We start from the raw sequence: 13,911 nt of genomic DNA on the forward strand, positions 1-13,911 counted from the left end.
CGAAAAATAGCCGGGAATTGTACCTCAAGCCGGAGGGATATGGGAGATTCCTCTATCGGTCTGTGGACAACCCTTTGTGGGCGCGGGCTTGCCCTGCGATAAGAGCAGACCAGACAGCAATGTTGCCTTATCAACCCTCATCGCCGGGCAAGCGCGCGCTCACGCAAGCACTTTCAACCTGCATCGCTCTACGAAAAAAGGCAGCCGAAGCTGCCCTTTTCCTACCGTTCATCCAGCTTATTCAGCCAGTTTGAAGGTGATGAAGCTTGCGCGCCCCTGGCGCAGCACGCGCATGGACACCGAACGGTTCTTCGGCAGGTCCTTGGCGATTTCGGTGAACTGCTTGGCCGAAGTGATGGCCTGGTTGTTCAGATGGCTGATGACATCGCCCGGGCGCAGGCCGATCAACGCCGCCGGACCATCCTGGACTTCCTTGATGACCACGCCGCCCTTGAGCTCCAGGGACTTCTTCTGCTCGGCGGTCAGGTCGGCCACCGAAACCCCCAGACGATTGCTGTTGCGCTCGGCACCGCCTTGGCCACCGGTGCCGATGTCGGCGTCTTCGTCCGGCAGCGCGCCGATGGTGATGTCCAGGGTCTGGCGCTTGCCATTGCGGATGATCTCCAGCTTGGCCTTCTCGCCATCCTTCAAGCCACCGACCAGGTGCGGCAGGTCAGCCGACATGACGATGGGCTGGCCGTTCATGCTGAGAATCACATCGCCCACCTGCAAGCCACCCTTGGCCGCTGGACCATCTTCCAGTACCTGGGCTACCAGCGCGCCAGCAGGCTTGTCCAGGCCGAACGACTCGGCGAGGTCCTTGTTGACTTCCTGAATGACGACGCCCAGCCAGCCGCGACTGACCTTGCCGTCCTTCTTCAACTGGTTCGAGACATCGATCGCCACGTCGATCGGGATGGCGAACGACAGGCCCATGAAGCCACCGGAGCGGGTGAAGATCTGCGAGTTGATACCCACCACCTCGCCCTTCATGTTGAACAGCGGGCCACCGGAGTTGCCCGGATTGATCGCCACATCGGTCTGGATGAACGGCACGTAGGTGTCGTTAGGCAAGGTGCGGCCCTTGGCACTGACGATCCCCTTGGTCACCGAGTGGTCGAAACCGAACGGCGAACCAATGGCCAGCACCCACTCACCGACCTTGAGTTTCTCGGAGTCACCCAGCTTGACGGTCGGCAGGTCCTTGCCATCGACCTTGAGCAGCGCCACGTCGGTGCGCGGATCGGTGCCAACCAGCTTGGCCTGCAACTCGCTGCGATCAGACAGGCGGACGATGATTTCATCGGCATCGGCGACCACGTGGTTGTTGGTCAGCACATAGCCGTCGCTGGAGATGATGAAGCCCGAGCCCAGCGACTGCGCTTCACGCTGGCGATCACCGCGAGGCGCACGGGGCTGCTGCGGCATGTTGCGTTCGAAGAACTCGCGGAACATCGGTGGCAGGCCGTCCAGATCAGGCATCTGCCCGGCGGCCACACGGCGCTCCGGCAGTTTCTGCTTGGTACTGATGTTGACCACGGCCGGCGAGGCCTGCTCGACCAGGGTGGTGAAGTCCGGCAGCGACTCCTCGGCCTGGGCGCTGAGCACCTGGCCGAGCATGAGCACGGCGGCGAACATCGATAGGTAGGTTTTCAAGCGTGGTATTGACATACGGCTCCCGTCACAACGAGCGTAGTTAGCTGTAAGGTTCCTGCAGACGCAGGAAAGGCCAGACTCCAAGAAGCCTGACCTATAGAAAATTTGCGGCTGGATTGCAAATGACAATGCTTTAATTTCATGTCAGCTCTGTGTAACAAGAACTGTCAGCGAGGCGGCGCACCTTCATTGGCGCGCCTGAGCATCCTGGGCTCGCATCGACAAGGCAACACGCTCGGCGGTCCCCAGCGGGATCTCACCGACCACGGTGACCATCACCTTGCCGTTGGGCGTGGTGAGACGACGCGAGACGGCCACGGTCGGGCCGAGCTGGGTGCGGATGTCACTGCCCCCGCCATCGTTGACCGGCTCGAGGAACACCGAGAATCGCGCCAGGCCATCGTCATACATCAGGCTGCTGACCATGCTCTTGCGCTCCGGGTCGCGGCGAACGCTGCTGTTGATCAACTCGAAGCCCGGCGGCAGCCAGTCGGAGCGCCAGTCGGCGACCGTATCTGAATGAGCCGAGGCGATGTGCTCGACCGGCTTGCAAGCGCTGCCGGCGCGCAGGTCGTCGTCAGTCGGCAGATCATCGGTGTCCAGGCGGGTCATCTGGAAACGCTCGAGCAATTGGCCTTTGTCGTTGAGCATCAACGAGCGCAGGGGTAGGCCTGTGCGACGATCCAGGTGCAGTTCGAAGGCATAGCGGTGCTGGTCGCGCGGGGTGAGCGTGACGATCACCGCGTCGCGACCGGCAACCCGCGACTTGCCGGCCACGCTCAGGTCGTACCAGCTCATCAGCTTGAGGGGATCAAGCACACGCGGTGCGCTGTCGGGGGCTGCGCCCACGCCACTGACCAGGGCGCCACTGACGCACTGCACCTTGCCATCGACACGCACGATTTCCTGGGTCGAGCCATCGAGCTGCAGCAACCGCTCGCTGACCTTGCCATTCTGGACACGGTGCCAGATGACATGGGTGGAGAAGCTGCCATTGCGCTCGTAGACGAAGGAGCCCTGGTAACTCTGCTCTTGTTCAGCCCGTGCCAGCTTGTTCAGCCACTCGCTCGCCTCGGGCGAGGAATTGGCCGCCAGTGCCTGCACCGTCAGGCTGCTGCCGAGCAGCAGCGACAGGAGAGGTAGCGCGCGCATGATCCTCCTTACTTAGCGGTTTTCCAGGCTGGCGGCACGCGCATAAGGCAGTGCGGTCTCGGTACCCTTGAGCGCGGACTCCTGGGCATGCTGGCGCAGGTAGCCTGGCAGGCGCTGATCCCATCCGGCCTGATTCTGCAGCACGCCATTGGCCATCGGCCCGGTCGGTTGTTCGCTGCTCTCACTATAGCCGGCCAGAACCGCTGGCCCCTTGGCCTGCGGCATGCTCAGACCCTGCTGTACCGGTTGCTGGGCGGCCAGCTGGGCACCGGTGATCTCGTCCTGGTTGTAGAAGCGCACACCTGCCAGTACGGCGACGGTTACCGAGGCGGCGACCGCCAGGCGACCGATGCTGCGCCAAGCCCCCTGCTTGACCTTGGCCGGTACGGCCTCGTCGGCCAGCGCCGCGGACACCGCCGAGGCGAGGTCCAGCTTGGGCAGCAGCAGTTCCCTGTGCATCGCTGCGCGAGCGACCTGGTAACGCGACCAGGTGGCACGGGTTTCGGCATCGTCGGTGGCATTCAACACCCGACGCAGTTCCAGTTCGTCCGCTTCGTTATCCATCACCGCGGACAGCGATTCCTGCAAAGCTTCACGACTCATGGCGGTTCCTCTCTTGGCTGTCGCCGCTGTCTCAGGTTTCCTGCAACAGAGGCTGCAGGGCTTTATCTATGGCCTCCCGAGCGCGGAAGATTCGAGAGCGCACGGTACCCACCGGACATTGCATGACACTGGCAATGTCTTCGTAACTCAGACCGTCGAACTCACGCAGGGTCAGGGCCGTGCGCAGGTCTTCCGGCAGTTGCTGGATCGTGCGATGGACAGTGCCTTCGATTTCATCCCGCAACAACGAGCGCTCTGGGGACTCGAGATCCTTGAGGCCATGATCGCCGTCGTAAAACTCCGCATCCTCGGAGCTCACATCACTGTCTGGCGGCCGTCTTCCACGAGACACCAGGTAGTTCTTCGCCGTATTGATGGCGATGCGGTACAGCCACGTGTAGAACGCACTGTCGCCGCGAAAGTTGCCCAGCGCACGGTATGCCTTGATGAAGGCTTCCTGCGCCACGTCCTGCGCTTCATGGGTGTCGTGGACAAAACGCACGATCAACCCGAGAATCTTGTGCTGATACTTCAGCACCAACAGATCGAACGCTCGCCTGTCGCCGCGCTGCACGCGCTCGACAAGCTGCTGATCCTCTTCCTGGGTTAGCATGAACACTCCTCAGTGAACTCGAAGGAGCGTTGCGACAGCCATCGTTCAGGCTTGCAACCATAGACTCGGGCTTTGCGCAAAAGTTCTCCCCCTTCAAGCAAGTTTCCTGCGGCCTTCGATCGGCCGCACGAAAGACGCAGCGCGGTCACAGCCGGCTGCGTCGATAATCTGGACTCATATACGCAGGTGTCAGCCCAAGGTAGAGCTGCCGCCCTGCGTCGCCGCGGCAAAGTGAGGCGCACGGGCAGCCTTCATAGGATTTCCCAGGCTGTCGGAAAGTTCCCAAAAAGATCGCCAGCATGCCGCAAGCGCCATTGGAAATCAGGCCCTTGGGGCTGCTATAAAGGCATCCCGGCCCACTTCCACGATAGTTTCACTGTGCCATCGGCGCGTGACTATTGTGCCGTGCCCCTTCCAAAGATTACTAGTGTCCCGACATGAGCCAACAATTCCAACATGATGTCCTGGTGATCGGCAGTGGTGCCGCCGGTCTCAGCCTGGCACTGAACCTTCCTGGCCAGCTGCGCATTGCCGTGCTGAGCAAGGGCGACCTGGCCAACGGTTCGACCTTCTGGGCCCAGGGCGGCGTCGCCGCCGTGCTCGACGACACCGATACCGTGCAGTCCCATGTCGAGGACACACTCAACGCCGGCGGCGGGCTGTGCCATGAAGACGCAGTGCGCTTCACCGTCGAACACAGTCGCCAGGCCATTCAATGGCTGATAGAGCAAGGCGTGCCGTTCACCCGCGACGAGCACTACAGCGTCGACGATGGCGGCTTCGAGTTCCACCTCACCCGCGAGGGCGGCCACAGCCACCGGCGCATCATCCATGCCGCCGATGCCACCGGCGCGGCGATCTTCAAGACCTTGCTCGAGCAGGCCCGCCAGCGGCCGAACATCGAGCTGCTGGAGCAGCGGGTAGCGGTCGACCTGATCACCGAGCGGCGCCTCGGCCTGGACGGCGAACGCTGCCTGGGTGCCTACGTGCTGGACCGCAATACCGGCGAAGTCGATACCTTCGGCGCGCGCTTCACCGTGCTGGCCACCGGCGGCGCGGCCAAGGTCTACCTCTATACCAGCAACCCCGACGGCGCCTGCGGCGATGGCATCGCCATGGCCTGGCGCGCCGGTTGCCGGGTAGCGAACCTGGAGTTCAACCAGTTCCACCCCACCTGCCTGTACCACCCGCAGGCCAAGAGTTTCCTGATTACCGAGGCCCTGCGCGGCGAGGGCGCGCTGCTGCGCCTGCCCAATGGCGAGCGCTTCATGCCGCGCTTCGATCCACGCGAGGAGCTGGCGCCGCGGGACATCGTCGCCCGCGCCATCGACCACGAGATGAAACGCCTGGGCGTGGATTGCGTGTACCTCGACATCAGCCACAAACCCGCCGACTTCATCAAGACCCATTTCCCCACGGTCTACGAGCGCTGCCTGACCTTTGGCATCGACATGACCCGCCAGCCGATCCCTGTGGTGCCCGCCGCCCACTACACCTGTGGCGGCGTGATGGTCGACGACCGCGGACATACCGACGTGCCAGGCCTGTATGCCATCGGCGAGACCAGCTTCACCGGCCTGCACGGTGCCAACCGCATGGCCAGCAACTCGCTGCTCGAGTGTTTCGTCTACGGCCGCGCCGCCGCTGCCGACATCGAGGCCCACCTCGACGCCGTAGGCATGCCGCGCGCCCTGCCCTGCTGGGATGCCAGCCAGGTCACCGACTCCGACGAGGACGTGATCATCGCGCACAACTGGGACGAGCTGCGACGGTTCATGTGGGACTACGTGGGTATCGTGCGCACCAGCAAGCGGCTGCAACGTGCCGAGCACCGGGTACGGATGCTGCTGGACGAGATCGACGAGTTCTACAGCAACTATAAAGTCAGCCGCGACCTGATCGAGCTGCGCAACCTGGCGCAGGTGGCCGAACTGATGATCCGCTCGGCGATGCAACGCAAGGAAAGCCGCGGGTTGCATTACACCCTGGATTACCCAGGGATGCTGCCCGAGGCCGTGGACACCATCCTCACGCCCACCCTGTAGCAGCGCGCCTTGCTGGCGAACCAGGCAACGCGCTGCATGCCGGCGCCTACGGGCGGTCCTGCCAGGCCGAGTGGGCCACGATGCCCTATCATCAAGGCGCGTCGGCCCAGCGGCGTCGACTGAACTTCAGCCGCACCCGCAAACGCCGATGCTGCTCAGGCCCCAGCGCATCCCCCGGGATGCACTGCCCCTCGCTCCACCAGCGGCCCTTGCGCACGAAACGCAGGACCACCAGCCTCGGCAACGCGACACTGTCACGGCACAAGCGCACGGGCTGCCAACCCCTCGCACGGCTGTACAACTGCCAGCCACGCGGATCGCGGCGCAAACCCGTGATGGCGCGCGGGTGAGTCAGCAGGATACGGCGGGGAATGGCCCAGCAAGCGTGGCCAAGGCAAGCCACCAGCAACAGCAGGCGCAACCCATGGGGAAGGGAGACTAGGGCAAGGGTGACGAGCGCCGTCACCCAACTTGCGAGGTAGGCCGCCAGCAGCAGGCGCGAGCCCTGCCAACGGCACTCGAATGCATCACTTGGGCTGGACACGATCCAGAATGATGCGGACCATGCGCTGCAGCTCCGGGTCCTCGGACTCGGTACGCTCCATGAACCAGCCGAACATGTCCTGGTCTTCGCAGGTCAGCAGGCGACGGTACAACTCGCGGTCCGCTTCGTTCAGGTTCGGGTAGACTTCCTGGGTGAAGGGGACGAGCAGCACGTCCAGTTCCAGCATGCCGCGGCGGCTATGCCAGAAAAGCCGGTTCAGTTCAGTTTGTTCGACCATGGGGCCCTCCTCGAATGGTCGGGCAGTATACCGCGCGACAGACGAAGCGACACCGGGCGTTGGTCTAGTCACCTACCTATTTTGTTACCGGCGTTCTATGATGGCCGCCAGTCTCTAGCTACCGCGATGACCCATGGCCGATTCCGCTTTCTTCTCCCCCCTCTCCCACGAGGGCATCCTTGCCGTCCGCGGCTCCGACGCCGGCAAGTTCCTGCAAGGCCAACTGACCTGCAACATCAACTACCTCGACGATGAACACGCAAGCCTCGGCGCCCGCTGCATGGTCAAGGGCCGCATGCAATCGAGCTTCCGTATCCTGCCCGAAGGCAACGGCTACCTGCTGGCCATGGCCCGCGAGCTGCTCGAGGCGCAACTGGCCGACCTGAAGAAATACGCCGTTTTCTCCAAGGCCACCCTCGTCGACGAAAGCGCCGCCTGGACCCGCTTCGGCCTTGAGCATGGCGCCGCCGCGCTGCAGGCTCTGGGGCTGGTTGTCGCGGACGAAGCCGGCAGTACCGCACGCCACGAAGGCTTGATCGCAGTCCGCGCCTCGGCGCACCGGGTCGAACTGTGGGTACCTGCCGCCCAGGCCGAAGACGTGCGCCAGCACCTCTGCGCCTTGCTGCCCGAAGCGCCGCTGAACGCCTGGCTGCTCGGCCAGGTCCGCGCCGGCATCGGCCAGGTCATGGGCCCCACTCGCGAGCTGTTCATCCCGCAGATGATCAACCTGCAGGCGGTCGATGGCGTCAGTTTCAAGAAAGGCTGCTACACCGGCCAGGAAATCGTCGCGCGCATGCAATACCTAGGCAAGCTCAAGCGGCGCCAGTACCGCCTGGCGCTCCAACAGGCCGAAGTGCCTGCTCCGGGCGCCGAGATCTTCTCGCCGACCCACGGCTCGTCGGTCGGCGAGGTGGTGATTGCCGCCGACGCCGGCAATGGCGTCGAACTGCTCGCCGTGCTCAGCGCCGAGGCCGTGGCAGACGACAACCTGCACCTGGGCAGCCTGGAAGGCCCGCGCCTGACGCTGCTCGACCTGCCCTACGAACTGGACCGCGACCGGGAAATCCAGCGCTGACCAGCCCGCCCCGCCACTGGGTGGGGCCGCACCACCTTTGCAGTAGAGAAGTCCATGAACAAGCTGGCCGAGATGGTCCAGGCACAATTGCTCGCCGCCATCGACAACGACGACCTGGTCCTGCCGACGCTCCCGGAAGTGGCCCTGAGCATCCGCGAAGCCGCCGAGGACAGCGAGATCAGCGTCGTCGCCCTGAGCAAGGTGATCGGCCGCGACGCCGCGCTGTCGGCACGCCTGATCAAGGTGGTCAACAGCCCATTGCTGCGCGCTGCCGTCGAAGTCACCGACCTGCACACCGCCATCACCCGCCTGGGCATCAACTACAGCTGCAACCTGGCCATCGGCCTGGTGATCGAGCAGATCTTCCATGCCCGCGCCCCGGCGGTGGAGCAGAAGCTACGGGATATCTGGGCCAACAGCCTGGAAGTCGCCGGCATCAGCTATGAGCTATGCCGGCGCTATACCCAGCTCAAGCCCGACCAGGCGACCCTGGGCGGGCTGGTCCACCAGATCGGCGCCCTGCCGGTGCTGATCTACGCCGAGGAGCACAACGAACTGTTGTCGGACCCGGTGTGCCTGCACTACGTGATCGAGCACATCCAGCCCGCGCTGGGCGACAAGATCCTGAGCGCCTGGGAGTTCCCCGAACAACTGGTCAACCTGCCCAGCCAGGTCCAGGACCTGGACCGACGCACCGACCGGATCGACTACATCGATATCGTGCAGATCGCCCGCTGCATCAGCCAGCGCGGGCGCAGCCGCCCCCTGGCGGCGTTGCCGGCCTATCGCCACCTGGGGCTGCCCTTCGGGACCGAACTGGATATCGCCGAGTTGCTCGATGCCCGGAGCATGTTGCGTTGAGGCAGGCCCGCGACAAGGCCCATCAATCCGCGATAAAGCTCACCCGCACCTTCAAGCCACCGCGCTCGCCATCATGCAGGCTGATCTGCGCCAGATGCGCCCGACAGATCTCGCCGACGATCGCCAGCCCCAGCCCGCTGCCCTGCGCGCCACGCCGGTAGAAACGCTCGAACACTCGCTCGCGATCCCCTTCGGGGATCCCCGGGCCGTCATCCTCGACCTCCAGCACCGCCGGCGCCAGCACCCGCAGGATCACGTCCCCGCCCGACGGCGTGTGGGCCAGGGCATTGTCCACCAGGTTGCTGAGCAGTTCGTTGAGCAGGGTCGGCTCGCCCTTGAGCCACACCGGTGCCTCGGCCTCCAGGGCCAGGGCCACACCACGGGCATGGGCCAGAGGCGCCATGGCCATGCCCAGCTCACGGGCCAGCTGGCTCAGGTCCAGGCGCTGGGCCCCCCCCTCGGCGATAGCCCGCGCGCCATTCTCCACCCGTGCCAGCGATAGCAACTGGTTGGCCAGGTGAGTCAGGCGGTCTGTCCCCTGGGCCGCAGCCTCCAGGGTGGCGTGCCATTCCTGCGCTTGTTGCGAACGCAAGCCCAGCTCGACCCGTGCCTTGAGCGCCGCCAACGGCGTACGCAGTTCGTGGGCGGCATCGGCGATGAACTGCGCCTGGCGCTCGAACTGGCCGCGCAGGCGCTCGGTGAAGTGATTGAGCGAGCGCACCAGCGGCCCGAGCTCACGCTGCACCTGCACGGTCGGCAAGGCGCGCAGGTCGTCCGGCTGACGCTCCTCGACCGCGCGACGCAGGCGCTCCAGCGGACGCAACGCCGCGCTGACCGCGAACCACACCAGCACCAGCGCGCCCAACGCCAGCATGCCCAGGCGCAGCAAGGTGTCGGCCATCAGCCCACGGGCCATGCGTACCCGCGCCTCCTCGGTCTCGGCCACGCGAATCTCGGCCATGCCGTTCATGTTCGGCTCGCTGACTGCCTTGAGCAGGCTGACCACGCGCACATCCTGCCCCAGGTAGGTGGCGTTGTAGAAACGGGCCAGGGCCGGGTAGTCGTCGGTGCGCGGCGTGCCCGGCGGCGGCGGCGGCAGGTGCTCGTAGCCGGAGATCAGCTTCTGCTGGATGTCCAGCACCTGGTAGTAGATGCGTCCGGCGCTGTCGTAGGCGAAGGTGTCCAGGGCCACGTAGGGCACATCGGCGCTGAGGCTGCCATCGCGCTGGGACAGGCCGGCGGCGATGGTCCGCGCCGACGCCAGCAGGGTGCGATCGTAGGCGGTGTCGGCGGCTTCGCGACCATTCCAGTAGGCACTCAGGCCGCTGGCCAGCATCAGCACCACCAGCAACAGCGCCAGGTTGCCGAGCAGGCGCCCGCGCAGGCTGGCGTACTCACGCATCGCGATGCTCGAGCAGGTAGCCCAGGCCGCGGAAGGTGACGATGGCCACGGACTGGCCGTCGAGCTTCTTGCGCAGGCGATGGATATAGATCTCGATGGCGTCGGGGCTGGCCTCCTCATCCAGGCCGAACACCTGGGCGGCCAGTTGCTCCTTGCTCATCACCCGCCCGGGCCGGGCGATCAGCGCCTCGAGCACGCTCTGTTCGCGCTGGGTCAGGGTCAACGGCTCGCCCTGGAGGGCGAAACGCCGGGTGTCGAGGTCATAGACCAGCGGCCCGCAGTGCTGCTGGCGCTCGCCACCGAGCACGCTGCGCCGCAGCAAGGCCTTGACCCGTGCCTCCAGCTCGGTGAGCTCGAACGGCTTGGCCAGGTAGTCATCGGCCCCCAGGTTCAGGCCATGCACACGGTCCTTCACGTCGCTGCGCGCGGTGAGCATCAGCACCGGCAAGGTCTTGCCGCGCCCGCGCAGGCGCGCCAGCACTTCGAAGCCGTCCAGCCGGGGCAGGCCGACATCCAGCACGGCCACGGCATAGTCCTCGCTGGCCAACGCCAGGTCGGCGGCCACGCCATCGTGCAGCACGTCCACGGTCAGGCCCAGGCCCTTGAGGGCCTGGGCCACGCTTTCGGCCAGTTGCAGGTGGTCTTCGACCAGCAGCACTCGCATCGGATTCTCCCTGTTCGACTGGGCTTTTCGCCCGGAGTGTACCGCCGGCAGGCGGGCTGTGAAGCCCCGACGACAAACCTTTCGCGCTGAAAGGTTGGCGAAAGGTTGGTTGCCTAGCATCGCACCACGGTCGCCCCGCGCGCCGTGAAAAGCACCAGCAAGGTGCAACACATAAGAACAATAAATGGAGTCACCGACGATGCTGTCCATGCAGCCGCAGGCGCTCGCGCCTACCCGTTCGCTCGCCGCCCGACCTTCCGCCCTCGCCTTCGCCCTTGCCGGCGTCGCGCCCATGAGCCAGGCCGCCTTCCTCGAAGACAGCACGGCCACCTTCGAAACCCGCAACATGTACTTCAACCGCGATTTTCGCGATGGCACCAGCGCGCAGCAGTCCAAGCGCGACGAATGGGCCCAGGGTTTCATGCTCAACTTCGAGTCCGGCTACACCGACGGTACCGTGGGTTTCGGCCTGGATGCGCTGGGCATGCTCGGCATCAAGCTCGACTCCAGCCCCGACCGCACCGGCACCGGCCTGCTGCCGACCCATGACGACGGCAAGGCCGCGAACGAATACTCCAAGCTCGGCCTGACCGGCAAGGTCAAGCTGTCGCAGACCGAACTGAAGATCGGCACGCTGATCCCCGAACTGCCGACCCTGCAGCCCAACGACGGGCGCATTCTGCCGCAGACCTTCGAGGGCGGCCTGCTCACCTCGAAGGAAATCAAAGGCCTGACCTTCACCGGCGCGCGCCTCGAGAAAGCCAAGGACCGCAACGACACCAACTGGGAAGACCTGGCCCTCAACAACAAGAACGGCCGTTTCGGCGGCACCTTCAGCGCCGACCACTTCGACACCGGTGGCCTCGACTACCAGTTCAGCGACCGCATCACCGGCAGCTACCACTTCGCCCAGCTCGACGACATCTACCGCCAGCACTTCATCGGCCTGGTCGCCAGCCAGCCCTGGGGCCCGGGTACCTTCGGCGCCGACCTGCGCCTGGCGCTCAGCGACGACGCCGGCGCCGCCAAGGCCGGGCGCATCGACAACACCACCTTCAACGGCCTGCTCAGCTACAGCCTTGGCGGGCACAAGTTCAGCGGCGCCTGGCAGCAGCTCTCCGGCGACAGCGCCTTCCCCTATGTCGACGGTGCCGATCCGTACCTGGTCAACTTCGTCCAGATCAACGACTTCGCAGGCAGAGACGAGCGCTCCTGGCAAGCGCGCTATGACTACAACTTCGCCGCCCTTGGTATTCCCGGCCTGACCTTCATGACCCGCTACCTCAGCGGCGACAATGTCAGCCGCGCGACCGGTGGCGAAGGCAAGGAATGGGAGCGCAACACCGAACTGAAGTACGTGGTACAAAGCGGCCCGTTGAAAAACGTCGCCGTGCGTCTGCGCAACGCCACCTTCCGCTCCAACTTCGCCCGCGACGCGGACGAGGTGCGGCTGCTGGTGAGCTACAGCGTGGCCCTGTGGTAAGCCGACAGCGCTAACCCATAACAACAACGCTCACGGAGATAGACGATGACCTTTTCACTGCGCCGCCTGGTACTGGCCACCGGCTGCCTGCTGCTGGCAGGCAACGCCCTGGCCGCCGAACCGAAACGCCCCGAATGCATCGCCCCGGCCTCGCCCGGCGGCGGTTTCGACCTGACCTGCAAGCTGGTGCAGAGCGCCCTGGTGCAGGAAAAGCTGCTCAGCAAGCCGATGCGCGTGACCTACATGCCCGGCGGCGTCGGCGCGGTGGCCTACAACGCCGTGGTCGCCCAGCGCCCGGCCGATGCCGGCACCCTGGTGGCCTGGTCCAGCGGCTCGCTGCTGAACCTGGCCCAGGGCAAGTTCGGCCGCTTCGACGAGAACGCGGTGAAATGGCTGGCGGCAGTCGGCACCAGCTATGGCGCCATCGCGGTGAAGAGCGACTCGCCGTACAAGACCCTCGACGATCTGGTGGCGGCCCTGAAGAAGGACCCTAGCAAGGTGGTGATCGGCTCCGGCGGCACCGTCGGCAGCCAGGACTGGATGCAGACCGCGCTGATCGCCAAGGCCGCCGGCATCAACCCGCGCGACCTGCGCTACGTGGCCCTGGAAGGCGGCGGCGAGATCGCCACGGCGTTGCTCGGCGGGCATATCCAGGTCGGTTCCACCGACATCTCCGACTCCATGCCGCACATCCAGGCCGGCAACATGCGCATCCTCGCGGTGTTCGCCGAAAACCGCCTGGACGAGCCGGAAATGAAGGACATCCCCACCGCCAAGGAGCAGGGCTACGACATCGTCTGGCCGGTAGTGCGCGGCTTCTACCTGGGGCCGAAGGTCAGCGACGAGGACTACGCCTGGTGGAAGGCCTCGTTCGACAAGATGCTGGCCTCCGAAGACTTCGCCAAGCTGCGTGACCAGCGCGAGCTGTTCCCGTTCGCCATGACCGGCGAGGAGCTGGACAGCTACGTGAAGAAGCAGGTGGCGGACTACAAGGCACTGGCCCGTGAGTTCGGCCTGATCCAGTAAGCCACTCACAAGGCGCCCTCTGCAGGAGCGGCACAAGGCCGCTCCTGCAGGGACCGCGTCATGCTGATGAACCATGAGGATTCCCCCCATGATCCTGCAACGTATCTTCGCCCTGGTCCTGCTGGCGGTATGCGCCGCCCTGGCGGTCATGGCCTGGCCCTACCAGGCCGCGTTTTCCTATGAACCGGTGGGCCCACGCGCCTACCCCTTGCTGATGCTCGGCCTGATGAGCCTGGGCCTGCTCTACCTGGCGATCCGCCCCACGCCCATCGTGCGCAAGGACGACGAACCCGAGCTGGACCGCGAGACCCTGATCAAGATCACCGCCTGCGTCGGCCTGCTGCTGGTCTTCGCCGCCACCTTCGAAACCCTCGGCTTCATCCTCAGCGCGGTGCTGGTCGGCATTCCCATGGCCCGACTGTACGGCGGCCGCTGGCTGCACAGCGCCGTGGTGGTGGTGGGCATGAGCCTACTGCTGTACTGGCTGTTCGACCGGGTGATGGACGTGCCCCTGCCCCTTGGCCTGCTCGACGTACTGGAGAACTGACA

At 65.1% G+C, this 13,911-nt stretch carries 14 protein-coding genes; 6 read left to right on the forward strand and 8 right to left on the reverse strand.

The features are described from left to right. Positions 1 to 237 precede the first annotated feature (237 nt). The 4 genes from F3J43_RS08070 to rpoE all read right to left on the reverse strand — a co-directional run bounded on the left by F3J43_RS08070 (position 238) and on the right by rpoE (position 4,024). Positions 238 to 1,671, reverse strand: a complete 1,434-nt coding sequence (locus F3J43_RS08070; RefSeq protein ID WP_166884515.1) for a DegQ family serine endoprotease — start codon at positions 1,669 to 1,671, stop codon at positions 238 to 240. A gap of 171 nt (positions 1,672 to 1,842) precedes the next feature. After that, a complete protein-coding gene (locus F3J43_RS08075; protein ID WP_166884517.1) occupies positions 1,843 to 2,808 on the reverse strand; it encodes a MucB/RseB C-terminal domain-containing protein in 966 nt (321 codons plus the stop codon). A 12-nt stretch (positions 2,809 to 2,820) separates the two neighbouring features. Beyond that, complete coding sequence (locus F3J43_RS08080; protein ID WP_166884519.1) at positions 2,821 to 3,411, reverse strand: RseA family anti-sigma factor; 591 nt, start codon at positions 3,409 to 3,411, stop codon at positions 2,821 to 2,823. Positions 3,412 to 3,442: 31 nt separating this feature from the next. Then, positions 3,443 to 4,024: an RNA polymerase sigma factor RpoE/AlgU gene (gene rpoE, locus F3J43_RS08085; protein WP_003252049.1), complete on the reverse strand. Its 582-nt coding sequence runs from the start codon at positions 4,022 to 4,024 to the stop codon at positions 3,443 to 3,445. Positions 4,025 to 4,461: 437 nt separating this feature from the next. Here rpoE and nadB point away from each other — a divergent pair, with 437 nt between their 5' ends. Further along, positions 4,462 to 6,069: an L-aspartate oxidase gene (gene nadB / locus F3J43_RS08090; RefSeq protein ID WP_166884521.1), complete on the forward strand. Its 1,608-nt coding sequence runs from the start codon at positions 4,462 to 4,464 to the stop codon at positions 6,067 to 6,069. 91 nt (positions 6,070 to 6,160) lie between these two features. On the opposite strand, the gene F3J43_RS08095 is transcribed toward nadB, so the two are convergent. After that, positions 6,161 to 6,613: a protein YgfX gene (locus F3J43_RS08095; RefSeq protein ID WP_166884523.1), complete on the reverse strand. Its 453-nt coding sequence runs from the start codon at positions 6,611 to 6,613 to the stop codon at positions 6,161 to 6,163. Further along, entirely contained in the window at positions 6,597 to 6,851 is a 255-nt protein-coding gene (locus tag F3J43_RS08100) for an FAD assembly factor SdhE (protein ID WP_166884525.1), read from the reverse strand. Before F3J43_RS08100 ends, F3J43_RS08095 begins: the two co-directional genes overlap by 17 nt. Before the next feature lie 133 nt (positions 6,852 to 6,984). Here F3J43_RS08100 and ygfZ point away from each other — a divergent pair, with 133 nt between their 5' ends. Next, the gene (gene ygfZ, locus F3J43_RS08105; RefSeq protein ID WP_166884527.1) at positions 6,985 to 7,926 is read left to right on the forward strand and encodes a CAF17-like 4Fe-4S cluster assembly/insertion protein YgfZ; all 942 of its coding nucleotides are present in this window, start codon (positions 6,985 to 6,987) and stop codon (positions 7,924 to 7,926) included. Between the two features lie 54 nt (positions 7,927 to 7,980). Beyond that, positions 7,981 to 8,787: an HDOD domain-containing protein gene (locus tag F3J43_RS08110; protein WP_166884529.1), complete on the forward strand. Its 807-nt coding sequence runs from the start codon at positions 7,981 to 7,983 to the stop codon at positions 8,785 to 8,787. A 22-nt stretch (positions 8,788 to 8,809) separates the two neighbouring features. On the opposite strand, the gene tctE is transcribed toward F3J43_RS08110, so the two are convergent. Continuing rightward, positions 8,810 to 10,189: a two-component system sensor histidine kinase TctE gene (gene tctE, locus F3J43_RS08115; protein ID WP_166884531.1), complete on the reverse strand. Its 1,380-nt coding sequence runs from the start codon at positions 10,187 to 10,189 to the stop codon at positions 8,810 to 8,812. Next, the gene (gene tctD, locus F3J43_RS08120) at positions 10,182 to 10,853 is read right to left on the reverse strand and encodes a two-component system response regulator TctD (RefSeq protein ID WP_166884533.1); all 672 of its coding nucleotides are present in this window, start codon (positions 10,851 to 10,853) and stop codon (positions 10,182 to 10,184) included. Before tctD ends, tctE begins: the two co-directional genes overlap by 8 nt. A 199-nt stretch (positions 10,854 to 11,052) precedes the next feature. Here tctD and F3J43_RS08125 point away from each other — a divergent pair, with 199 nt between their 5' ends. The 3 genes from F3J43_RS08125 (at position 11,053) to F3J43_RS08135 (ending at position 13,909) form a co-directional block, all read left to right on the forward strand. Beyond that, entirely contained in the window at positions 11,053 to 12,336 is a 1,284-nt protein-coding gene (locus F3J43_RS08125) for an OprD family porin (protein ID WP_166884536.1), read from the forward strand. A gap of 45 nt (positions 12,337 to 12,381) precedes the next feature. Further along, positions 12,382 to 13,362 (forward strand): Bug family tripartite tricarboxylate transporter substrate binding protein, encoded by a 981-nt coding sequence (locus F3J43_RS08130; RefSeq protein ID WP_166884538.1) that lies wholly within the window; start codon positions 12,382 to 12,384, stop codon positions 13,360 to 13,362. Positions 13,363 to 13,450: 88 nt separating this feature from the next. Next, the gene (locus tag F3J43_RS08135; protein ID WP_166884540.1) at positions 13,451 to 13,909 is read left to right on the forward strand and encodes a tripartite tricarboxylate transporter TctB family protein; all 459 of its coding nucleotides are present in this window, start codon (positions 13,451 to 13,453) and stop codon (positions 13,907 to 13,909) included. Positions 13,910 to 13,911 lie beyond the last annotated feature (2 nt).

Source organism: Pantoea sp. Cy-639 (assembly GCF_011752525.1).
Taxonomy (GTDB): domain Bacteria; phylum Pseudomonadota; class Gammaproteobacteria; order Pseudomonadales; family Pseudomonadaceae; genus Aquipseudomonas.